The sequence below is a fragment of the Leptolyngbya cf. ectocarpi LEGE 11479 genome, from assembly GCF_015207065.1.
GTDB lineage: Bacteria > Cyanobacteriota > Cyanobacteriia > Phormidesmidales > Phormidesmidaceae > Leptothoe > Leptothoe ectocarpi.
Genome location: NZ_JADEXP010000064.1, coordinates 1 through 22,716, shown reverse-complemented (window position 1 = coordinate 22,716; position 22,716 = coordinate 1). Strand labels below are relative to the sequence as shown.

Sequence of the window (22,716 nt, the reverse complement as noted above, 5' to 3'; positions counted from 1 at the left end):
GCGAGTGAATAGCCTGAAGACACTGCAGCCGACAGAACAAGCACTATTTTCGATTTTTTACGCAATTGACTCCCAGGTCAAGGCAAATATTTCTCGAATCTTGGCGGCATTCCGCACCCATAAGGTGGGGACACACCATTTTTCAGGGGTTTCAGGATATGGTCACGATGATTTGGGACGACAAACTTTAGATCGCGTTTTTGCCACTTTAGTGGAGGCAGAGGCCGCTGCGGTCCGGATTCAGTTTGTGTCGGGGACCCATGCCATTAGCTGTGCCCTATTTGGTGTATTACGACCGGGAGATGAGTTGCTGGCGGTGACCGGAGCCCCCTACGACACCCTGGAGGAGGTGATTGGCACTCGCGGGGAGGGGCAGGGGTCCCTCAAGGACTTTGGCATTAGCTATCGAGAACTGCCGTTGACAGCGGCCAACACCGTAGATTGGTCGGGGCTGGCCACGGCAGTTCGCCCCCAGACCAAAATGGTGCTGATCCAGCGCTCCTGTGGCTATAGCTGGCGAGCCAGTTTGACCCTTGATGACATTGCTCAGATTGTGACCGCAGTTAAGGCCCAAAACCCAGATACGGTGTGTTTTGTGGACAATTGCTATGGCGAGTTTGTAGAAACACGTGAACCCACGGCTGTGGGGGCAGATCTAATGGCCGGGTCGCTGATCAAAAATCCAGGCGGCACCATTGTCACCACGGGGGGCTATGTGGCGGGACGCGCCGATCTAGTAGAAGCGGCCACCTGTCGGCTGACATCACCCGGTATTGGCAGTTCTGGCGGGTCCACCTTGAATCAGAATCGACTCTTATTTCAGGGGCTATTTTTAGCTCCGCAAATGGTGGGTGAAGCCCTCAAGGGCAATTATTTACTGGCCCAAACATTTAGTCAGCTCGGCTATGACGTTAACCCAGCGGTAGAGGCCCCGCAGCGGGATGTGATTCAAGCCATTCGGCTAAAAGATCCTGATAAGCTGGTGGCATTTTGCCGAGCGATTCAGCAGCATTCGCCAGTTGAGGCCTATGTAGATCCGGTGCCCGCCGGCATGCCCGGCTATGAAAGTGAGCTGGTGATGGCGGGGGGGACGTTTATTGACGGCAGTACCTCAGAGCTGTCGGCGGATGGCCCCTTGCGCGCACCCTATGTGGTGTACTGCCAGGGGGGCACCCATTGGACCCATGTTGCGATCGCAGCCGAAGCTGCAGCCCAAGCCATCGGTCCGGCGTAGTAGGGGAATCAGGAATTACCGGTAGCTGACGCTAATTAAATTGTTAAAATAGCTACACACAACTCACCACCGCCCCTAATGATTACCGTTGCACTACCCAAGGGCTCACTGCTCAAAGACACGATCCGGATGCTGCAAGGGGCCGGGTTAGACTTTAGTGGATTTCTAGACAGCAGCAACCGACAGCTCCAAATTGTCGAGAGCAGTGGCCGCGCCCAGGGGCTGTTAGTCAGAGCCCAGGATGTGCCAGTCTATGTGGAATATGGCCAGGCCCAGCTTGGGATTGTGGGCTATGACGTGCTCTACGAAAAAGAGCCCAATGTCGCCCAGCTAGCTGATTTAGGTTTTGGTAGTTGTCGGTTCTCTGTGGCCACAAAAAAGGATGGCCCATACCGCTCGGCCCTTGATTTGCCCCCTCACTGCCGAGTTGCCTCTAAATTTGTCCACAGTGCCCGACGCTATTTTCAAAGCATTGACCTACCAGTTGAGATTATTCCGCTCTCCGGGTCCGTGGAGTTAGGGCCGATTACAGGCATGTCCGAGGCCATTGTTGATCTGGTTTCCACGGGGCGTACCCTCAAAGAAAACAACCTGATGGAGTTAGAGGTGTTGTTTGAGAGTACGGCGCGATTGGTGGCCCATCCGCTGAGCTATCGTCTGAATGTGGACAATCTCAGTGAATATGTGGACTTGATCCGGCAGCAGGTGCTGGTGGTCGCTTAACAAAATTGTTTTAGTGCAAATAGTGCAAACAAAAATCCACCCTAATGGCTTCCTCTTCAGTTAACGCTCCCAAACAGGGGTCTAGTTACGACTGGCAATTGTTCCAGCGTCTCTTGCCCTACATTCTGCGTGAGAAAGAGCATCTGGTTTTACCGTTGCTTCTGTTAGTCCCCTTGGCATTTGCCCAGGCATTTCAGCCGGTGCTGATCGGTCAGGCAATTTCGCTGATTGGCCAAGAGTCTGGGGCCTGGGACTTTTTGGCCAATCAGCCGCTGCAGGATGGGTTAAATATTTTGATCCTATTTTTGCTGCTGTGTATTGGAACGCGGCTAGCCCTGGATGGCTGGCAAAGTTTTCTGGTACAGAAAGTGGGTCAAGACATTACCCGCAACATTCGCAACGACCTGTTCCATCACGTTAGTTCTCTGTCGATGCGATTTTTTGATCGCACCCCCGTCGGCAAGCTAATTACCCGACTCACAAGTGATGTCAGTGCCCTAGGCGATGTGTTCTCCACTGGGGCCATTGGCATCTTTAGCGACATGTTTTCCATTGTGGTATCGGGCGTTACGATGCTGCTAATCGACTGGCGGTTGGGACTGTTGTTGATGTTTTTGCTGATACCGGTTACGGCCATCATCATCTACTTTCAGCAACAGTATCGCATTGCCAACTACCAGGCTCGTGAAGAGCTGTCGAGACTTAATTCAAACCTACAGGAGAACATTGCCGGCATTGAGGTGGTACAGCTGTTTCGCCGTGAGCAGTTTAATGCTGAGCTATTTCGTACTACTAACGAGCGCTACATTACTGCCGTAGATCGCACCATCTTTAACGATTCGGCAGTATCGGCGACGTTAGAGTGGATTTCACTGGTTGCGATCGCAAGCGTTCTCGGTGCCGGTGGCTGGCTGGTACTGGGGGAAAACATGGAGATCGGCACCCTGACCACATTTATTCTCTTTGCCCAGCGGTTGTTTGAACCCCTGCGTCAGTTTGCTGATAAGTTCACCGCCATTCAGGCTGGCTTTACCGCCGTCGAGCGATTGAACGATCTGCTGGATGAACCCATCGAAATTAAAGATATCGATGATCCGGCAGTGCTGCCCGAACCCACCGATGAGCGGGGCAATGTCCTACCCGGTGAGATTCGATTTAACCATGTGTCCTTTGGCTATAAACCCGATGAATATGTCCTGCGGGATCTCGACTTCACCATTCGTCCTGGCGAAAAAGTGGCCCTGGTGGGACCCACGGGTGCCGGTAAAAGCTCTATCATTCGTTTGCTCTGTCGTCTGTATGAGGTCAGCGACGGTCAGATCTTGCTCGATGGGGTGGATATTCGCGATCTGGCCCAGGGCGATTTGCGTCAGCGGATGGCGATTATCTTGCAAGATGGGTTTCTCTTCTCAGGGGATGTGAGTAGCAACATTACCCTCGGAGAAGAGTACACCCCCGCCCAGATTCGCCATGCGGCAGAGGCGACCAATGTGGCGAGCTTTATCGAGCAGCTGCCCCAGGGTTATGACACCATCCTACGGGAGCGGGGCACCAATCTCTCCGGTGGCGAGAAACAGCTGCTAGCCTTTGCCCGCGCCGCGATTCGCAACCCTGGCATTTTAGTGTTAGATGAGGCCACCGCCAATCTAGATGTGGGCACCGAAGCGCAGATTCAATCAGCGCTGAATCGGCTACTGGAAAATCGTACGGCGATTATTATCGCCCACCGTCTATCCACCATTCGCCATGTGGATCGAATTTTGGTGCTCAAGCAGGGGCATCTGGTAGAGCAAGGCAGCCATGACGAGCTGTTGGCGGCAGACGGGCTGTATGCAAGCTTGTATCAGCTGCAGATGCTGGGCCAGTAGGCTTTACCAGGGACTACCCACTAAGGTAAATGCGGCCCAGTAGTAGGGGTGGGTAAAGTCTTGTTGGTCTGCGATCGCAAATTCCTCAGGTAAATCCCAAGCCTGCTCAATACCCTTCAGCTGATTTTCTTCAACAGAAACGTCGCCATTAATCATGGCCAGCTGTGCCCGTCGCAGCGCTTCTGCTTTAATTGTCGGCTGCCCCGCCTGCAGCTGTCGATAAAACTCAATCATTAGCCCTGCCGAAGCCTCATCACTTACACTCCACAGGCTAGCCACCGAAGTCTTAGCCCCGGTCAAAACCGCAAAGCCAGCAAAGCCCAACTCAGCCGAACGATTTCCCAAGGCCGTTTGGCAAGCACTCAGTGTGAGCAGTTCGACGGACGGTCGATGTAAACCGAGGGTCCGCAGCTGATCGAGCCCTATTTTCTCATTGTGCATGTGCAGATAAGACTGAGAAAGATCGCCAACGTTAAACTCCCCATGGGTCGCTAGATGAATAATGCCGTAGGGATTACCCTGGCGCTCATCCCTAAACTGATCGAGCTTAAATGTATCTCCCTGGAGCACCTTACTCTCCCATTGAGATGAAATTGCCCCTAGCTCGACGGGGACACCGGGCAGCGTCACCTGATCGGCAAAGGCCGATGTCCCAGCGATTAGGGCACTGGTATTGCGAATGTTTTGATAGGTGAGATCCGTAAGACTGAGGCTAGGCATCAGCCCAACATTATAGTTTTGAATTATAAAATCTTCCCCATCATGGAGAGCTGCTATGGGAACAGAACGTAGCCCAGCATCGGTAATAAAGCTGATGGTGTCAATATCCTGGGCGGCCAGTTCAGCCTCTAACGGTGCAATTAGAATTTGATATAGCGCTTGAGCCGGTTCTAAATAGGTCTGGGTGCCGATCCGACTGGGGCTAGACACCTGACGCCGCATCCGCTGGGCTAATTTCAGCACCTCACTGCGCGTCGCTGGTAGTTGAATATACTTGGGCGTTCCTTCAGCCGTCACCAGCAACAGCTCTAGGCGATCGGTGGGGGTAGCCGCTTGTAAAACATTGTTCTCAAAATCTGTATTGGATTCTGAAAGCGCATCGCCAGCGCCAAACACCGCATAGATTAAAGCGGGACGTTTGCCCGTCTGACCTTGTACTTTGAGTAAATTGGCCTGTGCCGTAATTAAATCTGTCGCATCCACGGATTGAAAGGACGAGCCCTGAGTAGATGTGTCTTGTCCTTTTTCAGCTATCTCATTATCAGCATCAGACAGACCGGGACTCAAATAGTCCACAACTTCAGTTGTCAGTTTCTCTTCAAAGCGTTGTAGAGCGATTTCGGGAGCTGATAATAGTGTGTATCCTCCTGTTGGGGCCTGTCCAGCCGAATCAGGTTTATCTGCTGTGCCGCAGTCGGAGATACAGGTAGTCAGCTCTGCAGGTAGTTGCGTGAGCAACTCAGCAGCTTCGATAGGTGGTGGAGTTTCAGGAGTAGTAATCGGCACTGTTCCTGGATTAATACCAGGCATCCTATCAGGAGGAATAACAGGCCCTATAGGAGTTTCAGGTGGCACCACAATGATAGGGTTCTCAGTGGCGTTAATTTGTATATTACTTCTTGTAATACTGCCTAGAAATGATTCATTCTCTAATGTTGTTTCTCCTGTGGAAATTGACCCAGCTGTTCCATTCACAGAAGAATCACCAACCTCAAATGGGGTAATCAATCCACCATTATGGGAGATGCTGATCGTACCACCATCAAAGAATCCTGGAGTTGAAATCGTGCGCTCTTCAAAGAGGCCATCACTGGTGCCACGAATATTTCCTTGCAGAGACTCAATAACAACATTGCCGCCTGCAACCTCAAAAAAACTTTCCGTATCAATCAAGCTAAAAACAATGTCATTTTCAGCTTTGAGGGTCACATTTCCCCCTTGAGTTCCACTACTATTGAGGATATCGCCTGCGCTAATAGATGCCTGTGATTGGAGTAGAATTTCGCTGCCAGGTACACCTGAAAGAATATAGCTACCATAGATATTATTTACGCTGATAGGCCCTCGCGCAGTTAATGTGACACTGCTACTAAAAGAACCAGCTACCGTAACCTCATCAACGGTGGCAATATCGGCAGTGTCTATAGCCCCCTCCGTTGAGTTGAGAATCACATTTCCTCCTCGACCACGAGTTAGGCCCCTAGAGTAGGAAAATGTGTTGATGTTATTGGTTGAAATATCTGTTCTGGCTTGAAGCGATACATCCCCTTCGATTGTAGCCTCCCTGCGAATATTGTCCGTTGAAATATCACGGACATTGATGCCAGCTTGGGAACTGGTGAGTGCAACATCACCCCCATTGGTATCGATATTGCCGGTTGCGCTGATGGCCCCCGCAGATGTGAAATTTAGATTTAAACTATCATCACTAGTTTTGTCGCTATCTAGAATATCGGCTAAGAGCGTGATCGCACCATCAGCAATAAAGCTTAAACTGCTGGTGCCAGTACCATTAAAATCCAGCTTAGTTTTTAGCGTGATATTGCCATCTCCGGAACCTGTACCTGCAGTTTGGATTGTCACGTTGGTGCCCCTGGTTAGTGCAGTCCGAATCTTCTCGACACCTAAGGTGGCATCTTCAGCACTGTCAACAATAAATGGGTTTCCACCGCTAATATTGGTGGCACCATTGCCAGCCACGATACTGATATTAGTTGGGTCCAGTAGCCACAGACCTCCTGCTCCGTTCGTAGCCGAGATATCAGGAGTGGTACTCACCTCTAGTAGCCCCAGACTGCTGGTTTCAATAAAGCCACCATCGCCAGTCCCACCTCTAGCTGAAAGTTGGCCTGCTGAACGCAACAGATCGGTACCCCAGGCAACAATCTTGCCGCCCTCCTGCCCATCCGCTCGGACAACAGATGTTTCATCAATGACGGTGGCAGAAGCATTGGGAACACTGCCTGCCCCTAGGCGATCGCCGCCAATCAGTACGGTGCCGCCCCCCGTATTACCAGAAGCCTCTACCGCTGCATCTACTAGAGCAATCTGATCGCCCAAAATACCAATATTACCGCCGAGGGAGCCAGTAGCATTTACCTGACCACTGACGATAGCTGAGCCTGACGCTACTGGAACCTGTAGCGATGAGTCAGACAGGCTGACTGTCCCGTCTGGGTTAACAACAATATCTGTAGCCAGCCCCAGATCCCCGGCTCCGGTCAGCAACGCAGGAATTGTGGACAACGAAACAGCAGAATTTGGCAAGGCTTGCTCACTGAGCAATGGTTCGAGTTCCAACCCCAACAGCGACCCCGTCTGGCTCAGCCGCACCAAGTTTTCACCGGGGACGGCCATCACCAGAACTTCACCACCTGGGGCTAAAAGCTGTCCTGTATTAACAACTTGTCCTCCCAACAACGTTAAAGACTGTCCGGGAGAAACTGCTAAATTCCCCGTATTAATGACGGCGCTGGCCTGATCGCTACCAAATACATATCCCGTGGGAGCGCCATTGAATAGGGTGGCATTATTGCCGCCGAGGACGTCAAATAGCTCATCACCAAACATGAGCCCGGTGGCGGTGGACGCAGAAAATGATCCGCCCAAATTTAGCTGGGCATTATCGCCAAAAAGCACCCCCGCTGGATTTAACAGATAGAGGTCGGCATTGCCACCGACGCTCAGCAAACCGTCGATAATCGAAGCGTCGCCGCCGGTAACCCGACCGATGATGCTGTTTACCGCAGCTGGATTGGTAAATGTGGCCGTTTCTCCAGTGAGTAAGCCAAACTGCCCAAAATTGTGGAATAGGGTGGCACTATCAACCGATAGGTTACCGCCATTGATTTGATAAAGGTTGTCAGTCTGTTGAATAGAGGTGGCCGGATCGGCGGTGGTGATGGATTGAGCGTGGGCTGCGATCGCACCTCCCATCGGACTCAATAAAACAGCAGCCCATACGAGCCAGTGACGATAAGATAGGCGGAACATAAAGTAAGCAATAGAAGACTGGGCAATAAAAGCGATACTCCCGTGAGGGTAGTATTAGCAGTCCATAGAATAGTATTTCAGCAATAGGAATAAGCTTTCAGCCGCTGTAAAGAGCCAATGCTATGACTTGTATTTAAAAATATGGTTATGGCTATTCTAAAATGCCGGTTCACTGATTGCCCGTCTCGATAGCAGCCTGGAAAAAACTTCAAGTTATCCGTCTACTAACTTCACACTACTAACTCCACACATCTTGAGATTCATGAATGAATGATGGGTTCGCATCGAGCATCATTTAGATTTAAATGATGCGCCTACTATAAATTTTTCAAATTCAAGTTAATTTACCGGTTGTTTTTATGAAAACTGCCTCTGCAATTTCTGCGATTGCCCTTGGAACCGTCGCATCTACAGTTTTAGTCAGCTTACCTGCTACTGCTGTTACGTTTGTTTCCGAACGAGCCGCTCTGCATCGCGTTTAGCAGCTCAATTCCTAACAGCGCTATTGGGATTAATGCACTTAGCCTCATTCCTGGCGCAGCATCAGTGCCTGAACCAACTACCACGGCGGCCTTAGTCATTATGGCTGGGGTGATGGTTGGCTATAGACGCAGGTTAGTCTGATTTTTTTGGGTTGCAACCTGCTGTCACAACTATTATAAGTTGTCAGAGTCTATATTTCGCAGCTCTTCTGCTTTTTCCTGAGCAGCCTGCTGCACCTCTGCTACTATTTCAGAATTCTCTTCAATTTCTTCTAGAGCATCAATGGCATAGTTCTGAACTGCCTCAATGTCAGCCTCACCGATGTCTGCAATACTTTCAATAAAGTCCCTTGCACTCTCTTCTGAAGTAGCCGTCAGCGCCAGCTCTCTAGCATCGTCAATTAAAGCACTCTTCTTTTCAACAATATGGTTTGTCGCCTCTTCAACCCCGCTTGACTGACTTGGATTGTCAGTGACCTCATCTAGAACTTCATTGACTTCATCAATTCGGCTTTTAGCCGCTTGTTGAGCGCTGTCCTCTGCCTCCTGGATACTGTCCTTTGCGTCCCGGGTAATGTCTTGAACTTTTGCCTGATATTGACTCTTGAGTTGTTTGGCCTGTGATTCAGCATTTTGTTGTAATACAGTAATCACAGACGGAAAGAAAAGCGCAAACGCCAGAGCCGTAGCCGCCAACTTTGACTTGTTATTGGCTTCTGCGGGTGGTCCATCTAAGCTCAAGACGGCCCCAATAAAACCGACTACGGCCCCGAGTAAAACGCTGGAAACGACTAAAATCAGAAACTCCAGACCCGCCGCCATTTCAACAGACGGCACAAAATCATGTTTGGGCTCATGGCGCACCATTGCACGCTCAGCACTGTTCGCAGCGCCAGATGTGGTATCGATAGACGTTTCGTCCGTGGTATTACCTGCCGTTTCTCGCTCTTCTGTTGGTTTTAATTCAGGCTCAGCTACAAACGTGCCTTCATCCTGAACCATCTGCAGCGCGACGCTCCCAAACCCGCCAAACATAGATGGAATCACCACATATTTCACCGCATCGTTTTTGGGTAAAGCACTATCTAGCTTTTGCAATGCATTGTTCAATGCAGGAGCAACATTACTCCATAAACCGGATACTGTTTCGACAGAGGCTGCTGTTTCAGAAAAAGGAACAGTTTCTGCTTCAACTTCATTATCAGAGCGAGGATCTAAGGGAGGTAAGGCTAGAAAAGCTGTATACATGGTGATGACGGTGGCAATTGGCTCTGAGAAATGATTCAGTTAGCCTCAGCCATTTTGCGGAGTGTTTTTACTCCAACAGCTCAAATTGATCAGATCTTAGAGTTTTGTACAAAGGAGAAGGGATTTTTGCCCAAAGGCTACGTATAAAATTGTTAAGATCAATCCGGTCCCAGTCTCTGCTGAATACCTCTACGCAGCCTTTAGCGCTCGTCACAGTCGCTACAGCCGTCGGACCAGCATGCTGATCACTTCGTCCGGCTGTGGCCTGAGGATCAGCCGATTGTCGGGAACTTCAATCAGCGGACTCCACTGGCTGGTTTCCACATAGCGTAGATTGTGGAGCAGGTGGATGGTCTGACGGATATGGCTGGGGTGGCCCAGCAGAATATGGCGAATAGTACCATCTGGGGATAGGCTGCCGGAAAAATCGGCAGGCAGACTAGGTGACACTGTGGTGCCTGATGGGGGCACCTGATTTTGGAAGGTCATAGGGGCGTTTTCCTTTATATGGCGGGCGGTTTACCCACGAAACGACAGGGAGGAAAGGCCCCCAAAAACTCAGCCACCCTGCAACTAAACTCAGGGTGGCTGTAAAATGCTCACAGCTCACCAACTGGGAACGTCAGTTGGACGGGGTTAGCGAGGTGGCGGTGTTGGCGCACTACCATCTCGCGCAGCTAAATTTTTGGGTGCGGAAAAACAGCTGTTGTCAGCTGCCTATTTTGTAAGGTATCAGGCCCAGATTACTGAGTCAAGCAGTTTGAAGAACCGTCATATGTGGATACAGTGCCAGAATCTGTAGGTTGGCGTTGAGCCAGCGAAACCCAACTGGAGGCATCAAATAATTATTGTTGTCGGTTGTATGTTGCCATCTTAAAAAATACGTTCCTCTCTCTCACCACCGTCGATATCGCATTACCCATTTCCATGATTGTCTCCACAGATGTGATCAATCAGTTTTAGTACAATAGGATAAGCCGCCGCTCAGGGTACAACCCCAACCCCATCATGGCCACCACCCTAACCCGATGGACAGTCGCTGACTACCACCACATGATCGCCAGCGGATTACTCTCAGGGCGACACGTAGAACTCATCAATGGCAAAATCGTAGATATGGCTCCAGAATTACCCATTCATCGAGCCACCTATCGACGCGGCGTTAAATATTTAGAAGCTCTTCTCAAAGATCAAGCCGTCGTATTCTCCGCAGCTCCCATCACCCTACCTAACGACTCAGAACCCGAACCCGACATCAGCATCGTCCAATCCCCCGAGTCCCGATACGATGAACATCATCCGGGTCCTAGCGATATCTACTGGCTCATAGAAGTATCTAACTCTACCCTCACCTACGATTTAGGCGAAAAAGCAAACCTCTATGCCCAGCATGGCATTCAAGACTACTGGGTAATTGATATCGCCAACAATCAACTTTGGGTGCATCGACAGCCCCAAGACGGCACCTATCAGTCCATCGAAAAATACAAATCAGGCACTATCACCCCTGTCACGATGCCATCCATTGAGATCAAAATCGACCGCCTACTAAAGTAAATAAAGGGTTTTTGATTAGAACAAAACTCACCGTCTACACTGTAAACACTCGCTCTAAATCAATAAACATCCGATGGTTCAGGCAGTTAACTTCAAACGGATGACGTTTGACGATTTTATCCAATGGGTTCCTGACGATGGCAAAACCTATGAACTTCACCAAGGTGTAGTAACCGAAATGCAGCCCACAGGCCCCCATGAACTGGTCGGCGCATTCATTGCCGAGGAACTAACCTTAGCCATTCGTCAGCGTCAGCTTGCCTACACTATTCCCAAAAGCTGTCTGCTCAAACCCCGTCTGCCAGACTCTGGCTATCGTCCCGATGTTGCCGTTTTGGATAAAGCAGAGTTGGCTGACGAACCGCTGTGGGAAACAGCCTCAACCGTTCGATTTGGTAAAAGTATTCCGCTGGTAGTCGAAGTAGTTAGCACCAACTGGCGCGATGACTACGCCCATAAACTGGTGGAATATGAAGCTATGGGCATCGCAGAATACTGGATTGTAGATTTTCGGGCCTTGGGAGCTGTGCGTTATATTGGTCAACCTAAACAGCCCACTATCACGATCTGTCAGTTAGTGGATGAAGAGTATCAGCTAGAGCAGCGAGTGACAGGGCAACAATTACACTCATCTATTTTCCCTGAATTAGAGCTGACGACAGATGCTATTTTCCAAGCAGCTGAACTGTAGAGGCAAAAAACTCTCTTTTTGAAATAAAGGTGAGATTTTGTAAACACAAAAAGAGTCTTGTACTTTCAGCTCTTTCTTTTAGGCTCTTGTTGTTGCACACCCAAAAGAAATGTTATCAATCCGACAGGTTACACCGTTCACACGACTCAAATTTTCCAACAAATACGTTTAGCCTCATAGCCACCTTTGCCGCCGCTCAAGACTTTGAGCAAACTCTCGCCAACAACAAGTTTAATAATAAAAAAATATTTTAATCTGAGAAACTCAACAGATTGGTTTATCCGTCAAAAGTAAGCACAGAAAAACATCCAAGCGGCAGCTCTTTAAACTTAAAACGTATTATTCGATTAACAAATACTTTAGATTAGCCAGTCTAAGACCCAAGCCAGTAAAACAAGTAATCCAGTTCCTAGAGCTACTGTTTCTGTCAGCCAGATCAATCGACTTTTCAGGTTAATCATTAAAGGAGTTACCTTTTCGATACATCATCCCCAGGTAGGCTCAGACTCAGGTAAAACACCGTGCAATCAATGGCACAGCCCTAAGCAACTGAAGTTGGCTAATAGCTAGAAATACCTGTGGCTGGTTAGATGGCCCGCAAAAACGCACCCAATGTGAGTTTAGAAGGTCCAGAATCAGTCAAACAGCAGGCTAACACAATTGAGTAGCGGAATGCCAAGTGGCACAGCCGATACATTAGTAATGCTAATCTGCATGGTCTTATGTAATTCACCCATTATAGGCGTTGCCCAACCTATGGAGACGAGGCGTCCTATTCTTTAACGTGACTTTATCAATACCGTGGCTGATTTAAGAGATGACCCGATCTGTGCAACGTGCGGCCTGGCAGATAAACTCATGCCGGGGAGCAGCGATGTCTGATCAATTCTCTAGCCAGCGATACTGATAGGGTTCCGCCCGGGCTCCCCAAACTTGAATACCATTGGGATCAAAGCCTCGATCCCAGGTATCCATGCCGTCTTGATGTAAAACAATCGTATTGGTTAGACGTACAGCGCCTTGCAAATTTACTGGACAGCCCTCGCCTGGAGTGCTGCCAACATAGCCTAGGGGGGAAGGTCGCAGCCCCACAACACACACTAACTGGCCCATAACATTGGCGTTGATAGTAGGTTCTGCCTGTTGGCAAAGACCTGTCCATGCATCCGGTGTAGCTGGTTTGAACGTACGTGACTCTACCCGTGTGCTATCTTCGCTCAGGGTAATTTGTAAAAAACGTTGCCGATAAGGATCTTCTATCCGTTCCGTTAGGGCCTGCTCTTGATAGAGATACACCGCTGGTTGCTCAGGAACTTGCCCCGTAACCTGGATCGCGCAGGTGGTCATTTGCACACCCACAAACCGAGGATCTCGCTCGGCTTGGGCCTGGGTGTCCATGGGGCGGGTTAAGTAGTCTACAACTGCTTTTACATCCTGTTGAGATAGCTGTGGAGTTTGGGCTCTAGCGAGCTGGCTGCTACTCAACCACAGGCCTAGCAGGAGGGTGGGCAAAGACCATAAACGGGGCATGACAGTTGTTAATAAAGACTGGTCGCCCTTATTGTCGGCTTTATCGCTGTCTAATGGAGCGCTACGCAAGTGTTTGTCACACTGCCCGGGTGCTTTATGCCGGTCAATGGGCTTAGCTCACACGGTAGGCGGGGGCTTCGATTGCCCGTTCCATCAAATTAACGTCGGTGTGGCCGGGTCTTACCCCGAGATCTTGCCAGCCGTGGCGCTGGTAAAACTTGATGGCAGCCTGATTGGTGGGGCTAACGGATAGCTGAGCACGAATGACGCCCACTTCTTGAAATAGCTGCATGACATAGGCATGGAGCTGATCGCTAAACCCCTGCCCGCGACGGCTTGGGATCAAATAAAACAGGTATACGTAGCCTAGTTTTTCTTGCCCTCGCAGCTCTGTTTCGATCTGACCAATGATTTCTTGACCATCAAATACGTGGACACAGCTTTCTGGACAGGCATTGATACGCTTGCTGAGCCAGTTGATATAGTCCTGGGAATTGTCCCCGCTTTCTAGGGCAAACCGCTGATCGCCATCGGAAAAACTACAGGCAAACGCGTCCCGCCGAAAGTGAATACACAGTTCAGCATGGGCTTCAAGGTCAATAGAGCGAAAGGCAAGGGGCATCTGGTGATATGGCTCTAGGGACGAGAACAGGATTGATTGGAATGTTAGTGGTTTCCTAGTCGGCTGACTAGCCCCCTGATATCGGCTGATATCTAAAAACTCCCGATCTATAGATTAAGGTGAGTGCTATCAAAGTTGCCATGACTTCTCGGCCAACTTTTTGAAAAACGGCTGCAGAGATAAGATCCGCAGAGATAGAATGTCCCGAAGTAAGCGCTGGGATCAAAAGCTGGTGAGATTTCTAGGGTTGCTTGCTCAATGCTGCCCCATCAGCTGATGGTTGGGTTTGTTAGGGTAATGTTTTGTTGCAGGCTGGTTGCAGACTGGTTGCAGACGGACGGCAGGCTCTAGGTGTCAGATTCTAACCGAATGCCTGTGGCTGTACAGCGAGCTGTCCAGAGTTTTAAGTCTGGGTCAGGTAAGTCAGTCCTAACCTTGCCCAAAATAGCATCAGCGGCTTCCTGGGTTTTGACCAGGGTAAATACGGTGGGACCTGAGCCAGACATCATGGTGCCCAGTCCACCGTGGTTTGCCATGCGATCGCGAAGCTGTTGCACTTTATTATGGGCGGGCAGCACCACGCGCTCGAGGTCGTTGTAGAGCTGAGATCCAATGGCGGCCCCGTCCTGGTGGGAGATGGCTGTAACCATGGGGCTGGCATGGACCCGCTGCTGCCGCTCTTGCAGGGTGTCGCTATCGGAGATGTCGGCGTAGTGATCGCTAAAATTAGCCCGATAGGTTTTGTAGGCCCAGGGCGTTGAAATAGAGAGGCTTTCGTATTTGGCTAGAACCACGTAGAGGTCGGTAAGACTCGGAATGGGGTCGAGAATTTCGCCACGACCGGTGGCAATGGCGGTTCCCCCTCGAATACAAAACGGGATATCTGAACCCAGCTGAGCCGCGAGTTCTTCTAGCTCGATTTGGGTAAGACCCAACTTCCACAGTAAATTAAGACCGACTAAGGTGGCGGCGGCATTGCCTGAGCCGCCGGCTAAGCCTGCACCCACGGGAATGTATTTTTCGATGGTGATTTCGACACCGCGATTGGCCAGCTCTGGAAATTTGTCAGTCAGTAGCTGTACGGCCTTGAGGGCTAGGTTAGAGCTATCGGTGGGAACTTGGGGATGATCGCACTGCAGACGTCGAACGGCCATCGTTAGATTGGTGAGGGTGATGCGATCGCACAAATCCACACTCTGCATGACCATCGCCATCTCATGAAATCCATCGGGTCGATGACCAATGATTTCTAAATACAGGTTAATTTTTGCCGCCGACAGCAGCGTATAACTGGTCATAGACCCTAATTCTCAAGGTGGCCTACCTAATATCTCATTCCCTTGCCGGATTTAAACATGCGGGTTCCAGGTTCGCCACCCGATTGCTCAGGGTCACCCAGTTATCGACACTGAGCTGCTCGGCACGAACCTGGGGATTGATATCCATAGCCTCTAGCAAGGCGGTCAGCTGATCCCGCTCAACCAGGCTTTTGAGATTATTGCGCAGCATCTTTCGCTTTTGAGCAAAGCCTTGTTTGACCAACGTATCTAGTAATTTTGGCTGGCTGGCCTGCTGGGGAAACGGGCGCGGTCGCAGACGCACCAAGGCGGACTCCACCTTGGGCGCGGGTTTAAAGGCCTTGGCAGGGACCGGGCAGATCAGCTCGCATTCTGCCAAATACTGCACTCGCACGGACAGACCATTAAACGCCTTGGTGCCCGGTTCGGCATACAGCCGGTCAGCCACTTCTCTCTGGACCAGCAGCACAATGGATTCATAGGGGCGAGGGTTAGGCTGTCGGATTCGACCCAGCAGCTTTTCTAAAATCGGCCCCGTAATGTAGTACGGAATGTTGGCAACGACCTTATTGGGCCATTGAAACTGGGGATAGTCCGCCAGGGCAGCGGCTAAGTCCGTATCTAAAAAGTCACCTTCAATTAAGTGAAAGCGTTCCGAGGCTGAGAACTGTTGCTGCAGCTGACGTACCAGATCGCGGTCAACCTCCACCGCAACAACGGCTTGGGTAAAGGGCACCAGGCCTTTGGTTAGCACCCCCTGCCCCGGTCCAATTTCTAACACGCGATCCGTATTCGACAGCTCTGCCGCCGCTAAAATCTGGTTCAAAATCTGAGGATCGCGCAGCCAGTGCTGGCCAAACCGTTTACGAGGACGGGGCATAAAAAGAAGGTGGGTGGGGGAGGGTATCACGACCGGTATTCTAGCGTGGGAGCATGCCATCACAATCAAACCGGTACACTCCGCTACACTAAAGGATACGGATTTGGACAAAGGCCATGGCTGAACCGCCCAATGCATCGAGCAGTAAACCGAGCAGTAGTTCTGCGCCTAAAGCGGGGGCGGCGGGCAAGAAGTCGGTCACGCCGTTGAGCTGCTTTACTGGGGCCACCATGGCAGGGGTGCTGGGCATGCTGTGCTATCGCATGATGGTGGCCATTGCCACCACATTCGCAGCGAAGCCAGTGGTGTCTGATAATACTGTCGTGCTAAATATTTCAGTGGCGGTGCGCACCCTCGTAGTCGGCATTGTAGCGTTGGGTGCCGGTGTTTTTGGGATTACGGCGGTGGGGCTGTTTTTGCTGGGGATTCAAACCCTGATTAAAAAGTTTACGAATCAGACCGTGGAAACCCCTTAGGGGCGGTTCATAGCCTAGATTTATAGCCTCAATGTCAATTGCCGCCCAATGGCAAATTTCAGCAATCTGCCTGGATGAGATGCGTCCCGGAGTACGGGACCGCGCAGGTATTTGTTGAGGAGCAAACGCCCAAGACCTTTGATGCGGCCATAGATTCGTTGTTTGAGCTCGTCGCCATAGGGTGGGGTGAAAGCTAACGGACCATAGAGGACATCGGCGCGGTGGGTGGTGCTGAGGTTATTTTGACGATGTTCAGGGTTGGGAATGCCGCCGTGTTCGCCGTAGTTGCGCCAGGGGACATAGTTGTGAAAGTTGCGATCGCGTAAGTAATATTCAATGCCCGAATCCCATGGCGTATAGGTTTCGGGTCCGGGCTCGGCCTCAATACTGTCAGCCAGTGCGATCAGTTGCGCCGCACTGGCCTGGGTGACAACATAGGCCACCATGGCCGTCGAGTAGCCCTCGGCATAGCCACTGTCTGTAATGTGATAAATCTGCGATGCGCAGGTGTACAACCAAGCAATACCCAGGTGTGCATCGCTCGGATCATACGGTGGCGGCAGCTGGTCAAAGTTGGCCACAGGGACAAAGTCTGCTTCCACAATCAGCGTTGGCTGGTGCGATCGCATCGCCCGCTCCCAAGCCTGGCGATGATTTAGCAAACATAGATAGCTGCGGGAATAGGTTTTATAGTCTGGACGATGCACCTGACGTAGGACTTCAACCTGGCAGCCCGCCTGGCGCAGAAACGACGACAGCGTCTGAGTCTGCTCTTGATAGGCCAGGATAAAGGTGGACCCCAGACAGTCTACTAACGTCTTAGTCATACGTGTCAGTTATGGGTCGATTATGGATGTCAGTCATGCTTAGTAGGCAAGTTTGCAGCGGGCTGATTAATCTACCTCACCGCTATGGCAACTCTACCGACGTAGGTTTGGCAATGTGGGGCAGCCCCCAACCTAACTTTTCCCGCAATACCCTAAAAAATTCTGGATCCTTTAAACGAATAAACTTGGCAGGCGATTTTGCCTCCCGCAGGTACACCCGATCGCCTGGAGCCACATAGCAGCCTGCATTGCCATCCACCACCATGACCAGCGGATCGGGATTGGCTGAGGAGACCATGACCCTTTCAGCACTCGGAAACACCAATCCCCTGGCAGCCAATGAATGGGGGCAAATGGGAATGAGCTGTAAGACAGACACTCCTGGCGTAATCACCGGACCACCAGCAGAAAGGGAGTAGGCCGTAGACCCCGTGGGGGTAGAAATGATGATGCCGTCAGCCGCAATATCCACAGGTGCATGGCGACCAATAGAGACCTCAAAGTGGCACATGCTGGTGAGGGGCTCCCGGTTGAGGACCACCTCATTCAGACATAGGGCTTCCCAAATGAGTTTGTTGTCGCGCACCAGCTGCACCGCCACCATGTTGCGCTCTTCAATTTGATAGTTACCGGCCAGCACCTGCTCTAGCACAGGGGGCAGCTGGTTGAGGTAAGTCTCAGTCAAAAAGCCCATGTGGCCCGTATTGACAGCCAGCAAGGGAATCCCCGCTGGGGACACCTGACGAAAGGCTGAGAGGACAGTGCCATCGCCACCGAGCACGATGGCAAACTCCATGGAGTCGTCAAATTCCTTAGGCACCAGTGAGTCAATGGGCACTAAGGTGGCTGGCTCCTTAGGATTGGCATAGCCGAGCAATCCGCCTAAACCCGTTGCCTTGGCGACTTGATAACCATAGGACTCAAGCTTGACCGTTAACTCCTGGGTGACCTGACAAGCAACGGGCTTGACATCGTTGTATATGATGCCAACCTTTTTGCCAATCGATGGGCTCTGTTGTGGGGGAACGTTCTTAGAAACCGGGGGCACGTTCAGCATCCGAGCTAATGGATATCCTTTAGGCTACCGTCTTTAGCTCTTTCTTGAACAGTCTGCTGGCTGCCTATGGCCTAATTTTTCTACCTGGAAGGGTAGCTCTATGGTCAAGAGCTGGCTATCTTAAACTCTAAAGGATTCTTCTGCTTTATTTTGCTTGTGACTGCCCAACGTTTACCCGAAACCACTGCCCACGTACGCATTACCTATCAATCCTGGCACCATGGCAAACTAGAAGGTGAAGTCAGTGCCAATGAGTTTGCCTGGCAGTTTCAATGGAAATTTCGAGGTGGGCATCTGACGGTGGAGCCTTCTCTAGGGCGGGCGTTGATTCAAGAGCCGCTGGGTCGCTTTCTAGAGCGGTTTGACTACCAGCTGGAACCGGGTGGAGATTATTCATTTAAGATTCGAGCTGAGCTGTAGGCTGGACCTCACCGTCCATGATCTAGAAATTATTACTCAATGCTGAGCCTGAAAAATAGTGCTGCTAGAACACTTGTCGGTAAAGTAGTCTAAGGCCCCCACAACGGTGCCTGACGCCGTTAACTATTGCTCTATCATGGCAACGCTATCTTCCTCCCCATTGACGACAACGACACTCCGCCCGGACTATCGGTTGTCACTGTCAGTCTTGCTGATCGGTCTTTGTGTAGCTTTGTTCCAGGCTTGGGTGGGGCTGGTGATTGCCCTATTGGGTCTATTTTTAGTGGTGCAAACCACCGTTATCCGACTCACATTTACGGCAACAGAACTGCAGGTGTGCCGGGGAGCGACGATTTTGCGGCAGTTTCCCTATGCTGAATGGAAAACGTGGACAGTCTTTTGGTTGCCGATACCGATTTTGTTCTACTTTCGCGAGGTTAAGAGTATTCACTTTTTGCCGATGCTATTTAGTCCAGCGGAACTGCGCAACCAGCTCAATCGGTATTGTGGAGATGGGGCGGCGGTGCATTAGCGATATGTGCAGCAAGCGCACAAGAGCCCAGTACACGAGTGCACAGTGCAACCATGCCTGTTTTAAACCCATAAAGCTGAGACCTAATAAAAAAGCGCACCACCACACCCTATGTTGCCTGAAGAGTTTTCCGAGTCATCTGCTAAGCCTGACAGTCCTTTGCCGCCATTAAAATCATCGTCAGGCCGAGTAGACCCTGATGTAGCGCGATTAGTGCAGGCGGGATTGCAGGATCTAGAAGCCCGTCGTCAAACATTACAGCAAGAAATTGAACAGCTAGAACGGCGTCGCGATCGCATCAAAGCCGAAATGCGTACCACATTTGCTGGGGCGTCCCAGGATTTGGCTGTGCGGCTGCAGGGCTTTAAAGAGTATCTGGTGGGTAGTCTGCAGGACTTGGCCACATCCGCAGAGCAGCTCGATTTAGCTCCCCCGGCTCGTCCAGTGGAGTCTCAGCCTGCGCCCGCCTCGAACCCTGAGCCTGCGGTGGCAGATATGGCCACGACGGCCTTTTCGCTGCAACGGTTTGAAGAACAGCGAGAACGGGTGCGCAGCCTGATTGATCAGTATCGTACCCGCCCCGACTATTACGGTCCCCCGTGGCAGCTGCGACGTACGTTTGAGACGATCCACGCGGACCGAGTGTCCAACTGGTTTTTTACCCAGGGAGGACGCGGGGCGGTCAAAAGTCTAGGTAGCCGTTTACAAAATGTGTTGGTAGCCTCGGCGGCCATATCGGCTCTCTATGCCATCTATGGCGACCGTCTCTGCAATATGGTACTGGCCAACACCCCCGAACGTCTGGGGGAATGGCGGCGATGGCTCCAGGATTGCCTGGGGGTGTCACGGGCAGATTTTGGCACCAATCGGGGCATTATGCTGTTTGAGTCCCCCGAGTCTATGGTGCAGCGGGCTGAGCGCCTGATCGACAATGGCTACCTGCCGATGCTGATCATCGATGAATCGGAGGATCAGCTGCCGTTGGCCGCCCTGCGGTTTCCGCTATGGCTAGTGTTTGCCCCCGATCCGGCGAATCCGGCCCAGGACGATTATTACTATTAGGGCGGCTATTAATACAGACAGTTCCAAAGGGACGCGTATACCCATAAACTAAAATCGGCTGTATATGTCGGGACTTGGTTACCCTATGGTTTGGTGGATTACGGGCGGTTTGCTAGTGCTGGCCTATTTGCTGGGATCGTTGCCGACGGGGTTTGCGATCGCAAAGCTGGTCCAAGGGATTGACATTCGCGAACATGGCTCAGGCAATACAGGAGCCACGAATGTTTTTCGTGTGGTAGGTAAACAAGCTGGCATTACGGTGCTTGTGATTGACCTGCTCAAAGGATTAACAGCCGTTCTAGTAGCACGGTTGGTCATGACCCATGCTGACGGGGTGAGTGACCTATCGATTTGGGTACAAATGCTGGCGGCCCTATTGGCGATTGTCGGCCACAGTCGCTCAGTCTGGTTAAACTTTACCGGCGGCAAGTCCGCAGCGACGGGTCTGGGAGTGCTGCTAGCCTTGGCTTGGCCCGTGGGGCTGGGGACCGCTGCTATCTTTGGCTTAGTCTTTGGACTATCACGGACGGTGTCCCTGGGATCGATTGCGGCGGCTACTGCTGCGCCATTGCTGATGTTTTTTACAGGTCAACCCCTACCGTTTGTCCTATTGGCAGCCCTGGGTGGGGTGTATGTGATTATTCGTCATCGCAGCAACATCTCTAGATTGCTAGCCGGGACAGAACCCAAGCTAGACAATAGTTAGTTTGATACCCTGGCATTTCTGGAATTTGATTTTTTTGCATTTATTTATTTTATTTACCACCCAGTTCCCGTGAGCGACTACTGGCGGTTCTGACGGCTTCAATCAGGGCTGAGCGTAGGCCCAATTCTTCTAAGCAAGCAATACCAGAAATGGTGGTACCACCGGGACTAGTCACCCGGTCCTTGAGCACAGCAGGATGCATGCCTGTGGTCTGTAGAAGCTGGGCGGTACCGAGAACCGTCTGCAGGGCAAGCTTATTGGCTGTTGCCCGCGATAGACCGGACGCCACGCCACCATCAGCTAAGGATTCGATAACAATCGCCACATAGGCCGGTCCTGATCCCGATAAGCCGGTCACACCGTCCAGTAGGGGTTCGGCAACTTGCACAACATCGCCAACCGCACTAAAGAGCTGGCTGGCAAGCTCCGTATGTTCTGACATGGCTCGGTTACCGACAGCGATAGCGGTCATGCCACAGCCTACGGTTGCCGGGGTGTTGGGCATTGCCCGAATCACCGGCCAGCCAGGAAAAGCTTTTTCTAAACGCTCAATGGCAACACCTGCCAAAATAGAAATTACCAGGGGAGGATCGCTCACGCTCACGCCCATAAAGTCTCTGGCAACACTATCAAAAACTTGTGGCTTAACGGCTAAAACAATGGTGTCACCATAGTCTATTACCTCGCGGTTACTGTGGGTGGTTTGAATGCCGTATTGCTCTATGAGCAGCTGTCTGCGCTCATGGGATAGATCGGACACCAAAATAGAATCTGGCGCATACATTCCCTTAGAAACCAGGCAGGACAACAGGGCTTCCCCCATGACGCCGCCACCAATGATGCCAAGTTTTGCAGGCAAAGATCCAAGGCCTCCCAATGAGCTTATAGCCCCCTAAGAATACCGTGAAATGGCGCATTACCCTCGACTTGCCCGGCCCGCAGCATGCTCAGAACGACAATCGCTATTGTGAAGGGATGCTGTAATCGTCCTGAGCAATTCACCGCTGATTAGGCCATACGGGCCACTTGCTCGGTCGCCCAAGCTGGGGTGGGCGCAGCAGAAGGCATGGCAGGCTCTTCCATGGGAAGATTATCTTCTTCATCAACAGGCATGCTGACCTGAACACAGTTGGGGGTAAACAGGAAGATACTCTCACCAATTCGCTCTTGGTGGCCGTCCATGGCGTAGGTGCCGCCTGCAACGAAGTCCACAGCGCGCTGAGCCTGGTCGGGATCCATGATAGTTAAGTTCAACACTACGGACTTACGCTCACGCAGTGCTTGGATAGCCTGGGGCATCTCTTCAAAGGAGCGGGGCTCCATAACGATAACTTCAGATACTCCGTTAATTGCACCAGGCATACCAATCACATTACTCACAGGACTCATTGAATTATTCATGGAAACCATACCAGAATCGGCGGACATTACGCGGTCACGAACACGGCGACGGGGGGCACGAGCTTCTTCGATGGGATCAGAGGCCGTTACACCTGAAACCGGCTGGGGT

Annotated in this window: 23 protein-coding genes; 12 read left to right on the top strand and 11 right to left on the bottom strand. The window is 51.3% G+C overall.

Going from position 1 to position 22,716, the window contains the following annotated elements; all coding sequences use genetic code 11:
• From IQ260_RS09600 to IQ260_RS09590, 3 genes are all read left to right on the top strand, one after another.
• The coding region (locus tag IQ260_RS09600) for a methionine gamma-lyase family protein (protein WP_407657732.1) at positions 1–1,234 on the top strand (1,234 nt) is incomplete at its 5' end.
• 78 nt (positions 1,235–1,312) lie between these two features.
• On the top strand, positions 1,313–1,957 hold the full coding sequence (hisG, locus tag IQ260_RS09595; RefSeq protein WP_193992886.1) for an ATP phosphoribosyltransferase: 645 nt from the start codon (positions 1,313–1,315) through the stop codon (positions 1,955–1,957).
• A gap of 44 nt (positions 1,958–2,001) precedes the next feature.
• Complete coding sequence (locus tag IQ260_RS09590; RefSeq protein ID WP_193992885.1) at positions 2,002–3,825, top strand: ABC transporter ATP-binding protein; 1,824 nt, start codon at positions 2,002–2,004, stop codon at positions 3,823–3,825.
• 3 nt (positions 3,826–3,828) lie between these two features.
• On the opposite strand, the gene IQ260_RS09585 is transcribed toward IQ260_RS09590, so the two are convergent.
• Positions 3,829–7,818, bottom strand: coding sequence for a CHAT domain-containing protein (locus IQ260_RS09585; RefSeq protein WP_193992884.1), 3,990 nt, complete (start codon positions 7,816–7,818; stop codon positions 3,829–3,831).
• Positions 7,819–8,177: 359 nt separating this feature from the next.
• Here IQ260_RS09585 and IQ260_RS31460 point away from each other — a divergent pair, with 359 nt between their 5' ends.
• Together IQ260_RS31460 and IQ260_RS31860 are read left to right on the top strand one after the other, a co-directional pair.
• Positions 8,178–8,300, top strand: a complete 123-nt coding sequence (locus IQ260_RS31460; RefSeq protein WP_265579509.1) for a hypothetical protein — start codon at positions 8,178–8,180, stop codon at positions 8,298–8,300.
• Positions 8,301–8,364: 64 nt separating this feature from the next.
• Positions 8,365–8,442, top strand: a complete 78-nt coding sequence (locus IQ260_RS31860; RefSeq protein ID WP_407657733.1) for a PEP-CTERM sorting domain-containing protein — start codon at positions 8,365–8,367, stop codon at positions 8,440–8,442.
• A gap of 32 nt (positions 8,443–8,474) precedes the next feature.
• Here the strand turns inward: IQ260_RS31860 and IQ260_RS09575 are convergent, their stop codons facing one another.
• A complete protein-coding gene (locus IQ260_RS09575) occupies positions 8,475–9,548 on the bottom strand; it encodes a serpin family protein (protein ID WP_193992882.1) in 1,074 nt (357 codons plus the stop codon).
• A 219-nt stretch (positions 9,549–9,767) separates the two neighbouring features.
• Entirely contained in the window at positions 9,768–10,037 is a 270-nt protein-coding gene (locus tag IQ260_RS09570) for a hypothetical protein (protein ID WP_193992881.1), read from the bottom strand.
• A gap of 519 nt (positions 10,038–10,556) precedes the next feature.
• On the opposite strand from IQ260_RS09570, the gene IQ260_RS09565 reads away from it, so the two are divergent.
• Positions 10,557–11,105 (top strand): Uma2 family endonuclease, encoded by a 549-nt coding sequence (locus tag IQ260_RS09565; RefSeq protein WP_193992880.1) that lies wholly within the window; start codon positions 10,557–10,559, stop codon positions 11,103–11,105.
• Positions 11,106–11,178: 73 nt separating this feature from the next.
• Positions 11,179–11,796, top strand: a complete 618-nt coding sequence (locus tag IQ260_RS09560; protein ID WP_193992879.1) for a Uma2 family endonuclease — start codon at positions 11,179–11,181, stop codon at positions 11,794–11,796.
• Between the two features lie 882 nt (positions 11,797–12,678).
• On the opposite strand, the gene IQ260_RS09555 is transcribed toward IQ260_RS09560, so the two are convergent.
• From IQ260_RS09555 to rsmA, 4 genes are all read right to left on the bottom strand, one after another.
• A complete protein-coding gene (locus tag IQ260_RS09555; RefSeq protein ID WP_193992878.1) occupies positions 12,679–13,326 on the bottom strand; it encodes a chromophore lyase CpcT/CpeT in 648 nt (215 codons plus the stop codon).
• Positions 13,327–13,438: 112 nt separating this feature from the next.
• Positions 13,439–13,948 carry a GNAT family N-acetyltransferase gene (locus tag IQ260_RS09550; RefSeq protein WP_193992877.1) on the bottom strand — a complete coding sequence of 170 codons (510 nt, stop codon included), beginning with the start codon at positions 13,946–13,948 and terminating at the stop codon, positions 13,439–13,441.
• A gap of 347 nt (positions 13,949–14,295) precedes the next feature.
• Positions 14,296–15,246 carry a 4-(cytidine 5'-diphospho)-2-C-methyl-D-erythritol kinase gene (ispE, locus tag IQ260_RS09545; protein ID WP_193992876.1) on the bottom strand — a complete coding sequence of 317 codons (951 nt, stop codon included), beginning with the start codon at positions 15,244–15,246 and terminating at the stop codon, positions 14,296–14,298.
• 34 nt (positions 15,247–15,280) lie between these two features.
• Entirely contained in the window at positions 15,281–16,126 is an 846-nt protein-coding gene (rsmA, locus tag IQ260_RS09540) for a 16S rRNA (adenine(1518)-N(6)/adenine(1519)-N(6))-dimethyltransferase RsmA (protein WP_193992875.1), read from the bottom strand.
• A 116-nt stretch (positions 16,127–16,242) separates the two neighbouring features.
• Between rsmA and IQ260_RS09535 the strand changes: the two genes are divergently transcribed.
• Positions 16,243–16,602: a DUF3082 domain-containing protein gene (locus tag IQ260_RS09535; RefSeq protein WP_193992874.1), complete on the top strand. Its 360-nt coding sequence runs from the start codon at positions 16,243–16,245 to the stop codon at positions 16,600–16,602.
• A gap of 20 nt (positions 16,603–16,622) precedes the next feature.
• On the opposite strand, the gene IQ260_RS09530 is transcribed toward IQ260_RS09535, so the two are convergent.
• Together IQ260_RS09530 and IQ260_RS09525 are read right to left on the bottom strand one after the other, a co-directional pair.
• Positions 16,623–17,429, bottom strand: coding sequence for an LPS biosynthesis glycosyltransferase (locus tag IQ260_RS09530; protein WP_193992873.1), 807 nt, complete (start codon positions 17,427–17,429; stop codon positions 16,623–16,625).
• 82 nt (positions 17,430–17,511) lie between these two features.
• On the bottom strand, positions 17,512–18,486 hold the full coding sequence (locus IQ260_RS09525) for an NAD(+) kinase (protein WP_193992872.1): 975 nt from the start codon (positions 18,484–18,486) through the stop codon (positions 17,512–17,514).
• A gap of 156 nt (positions 18,487–18,642) precedes the next feature.
• Here IQ260_RS09525 and IQ260_RS09520 point away from each other — a divergent pair, with 156 nt between their 5' ends.
• The 4 genes from IQ260_RS09520 to plsY all read left to right on the top strand — a co-directional run bounded on the left by IQ260_RS09520 (position 18,643) and on the right by plsY (position 21,206).
• Positions 18,643–18,906 (top strand): DUF3146 family protein, encoded by a 264-nt coding sequence (locus tag IQ260_RS09520; protein ID WP_193992871.1) that lies wholly within the window; start codon positions 18,643–18,645, stop codon positions 18,904–18,906.
• Positions 18,907–19,042: 136 nt separating this feature from the next.
• On the top strand, positions 19,043–19,438 hold the full coding sequence (locus tag IQ260_RS09515; RefSeq protein WP_193992870.1) for a DUF3119 family protein: 396 nt from the start codon (positions 19,043–19,045) through the stop codon (positions 19,436–19,438).
• A 111-nt stretch (positions 19,439–19,549) separates the two neighbouring features.
• Positions 19,550–20,500, top strand: coding sequence for a DUF3086 domain-containing protein (locus IQ260_RS09510; protein ID WP_193992869.1), 951 nt, complete (start codon positions 19,550–19,552; stop codon positions 20,498–20,500).
• An 85-nt stretch (positions 20,501–20,585) separates the two neighbouring features.
• Positions 20,586–21,206: a glycerol-3-phosphate 1-O-acyltransferase PlsY gene (plsY, locus tag IQ260_RS09505; protein WP_193992868.1), complete on the top strand. Its 621-nt coding sequence runs from the start codon at positions 20,586–20,588 to the stop codon at positions 21,204–21,206.
• Positions 21,207–21,255: 49 nt separating this feature from the next.
• Here the strand turns inward: plsY and proC are convergent, their stop codons facing one another.
• Together proC and IQ260_RS09495 are read right to left on the bottom strand one after the other, a co-directional pair.
• A complete protein-coding gene (gene proC, locus IQ260_RS09500; RefSeq protein ID WP_193992867.1) occupies positions 21,256–22,065 on the bottom strand; it encodes a pyrroline-5-carboxylate reductase in 810 nt (269 codons plus the stop codon).
• 149 nt (positions 22,066–22,214) lie between these two features.
• Positions 22,215–22,716: cell division protein SepF (locus IQ260_RS09495; RefSeq protein WP_193992866.1), on the bottom strand; the 502-nt coding region annotated here is incomplete at its 5' end.

Excerpts from the sequence above, each read along its gene's own strand:
- hisG (WP_193992886.1), top strand. The coding sequence starts at position 1,313 with ATGATTACCGTTGCACTACCCAAGGGCTCACTGCTCAAAGACACGATC.
- IQ260_RS09590 (WP_193992885.1), top strand. The coding sequence starts at position 2,002 with ATGGCTTCCTCTTCAGTTAACGCTCCCAAACAGGGGTCTAGTTACGAC.
- IQ260_RS09585 (WP_193992884.1), bottom strand. The coding sequence starts at position 7,818 with ATGTTCCGCCTATCTTATCGTCACTGGCTCGTATGGGCTGCTGTTTTA.
- IQ260_RS31460 (WP_265579509.1), top strand. The coding sequence starts at position 8,178 with ATGAAAACTGCCTCTGCAATTTCTGCGATTGCCCTTGGAACCGTCGCA.
- IQ260_RS09575 (WP_193992882.1), bottom strand. The coding sequence starts at position 9,548 with ATGTATACAGCTTTTCTAGCCTTACCTCCCTTAGATCCTCGCTCTGAT.
- IQ260_RS09570 (WP_193992881.1), bottom strand. The coding sequence starts at position 10,037 with ATGACCTTCCAAAATCAGGTGCCCCCATCAGGCACCACAGTGTCACCT.
- IQ260_RS09565 (WP_193992880.1), top strand. The coding sequence starts at position 10,557 with ATGGCCACCACCCTAACCCGATGGACAGTCGCTGACTACCACCACATG.
- IQ260_RS09560 (WP_193992879.1), top strand. The coding sequence starts at position 11,179 with ATGGTTCAGGCAGTTAACTTCAAACGGATGACGTTTGACGATTTTATC.
- IQ260_RS09555 (WP_193992878.1), bottom strand. The coding sequence starts at position 13,326 with ATGCCCCGTTTATGGTCTTTGCCCACCCTCCTGCTAGGCCTGTGGTTG.
- IQ260_RS09550 (WP_193992877.1), bottom strand. The coding sequence starts at position 13,948 with ATGCCCCTTGCCTTTCGCTCTATTGACCTTGAAGCCCATGCTGAACTG.
- ispE (WP_193992876.1), bottom strand. The coding sequence starts at position 15,246 with ATGACCAGTTATACGCTGCTGTCGGCGGCAAAAATTAACCTGTATTTA.
- rsmA (WP_193992875.1), bottom strand. The coding sequence starts at position 16,126 with ATGCCCCGTCCTCGTAAACGGTTTGGCCAGCACTGGCTGCGCGATCCT.
- IQ260_RS09535 (WP_193992874.1), top strand. The coding sequence starts at position 16,243 with ATGGCTGAACCGCCCAATGCATCGAGCAGTAAACCGAGCAGTAGTTCT.
- IQ260_RS09530 (WP_193992873.1), bottom strand. The coding sequence starts at position 17,429 with ATGACTAAGACGTTAGTAGACTGTCTGGGGTCCACCTTTATCCTGGCC.
- IQ260_RS09525 (WP_193992872.1), bottom strand. The coding sequence starts at position 18,486 with ATGCTGAACGTGCCCCCGGTTTCTAAGAACGTTCCCCCACAACAGAGC.
- IQ260_RS09515 (WP_193992870.1), top strand. The coding sequence starts at position 19,043 with ATGGCAACGCTATCTTCCTCCCCATTGACGACAACGACACTCCGCCCG.
- IQ260_RS09510 (WP_193992869.1), top strand. The coding sequence starts at position 19,550 with ATGTTGCCTGAAGAGTTTTCCGAGTCATCTGCTAAGCCTGACAGTCCT.
- plsY (WP_193992868.1), top strand. The coding sequence starts at position 20,586 with ATGGTTTGGTGGATTACGGGCGGTTTGCTAGTGCTGGCCTATTTGCTG.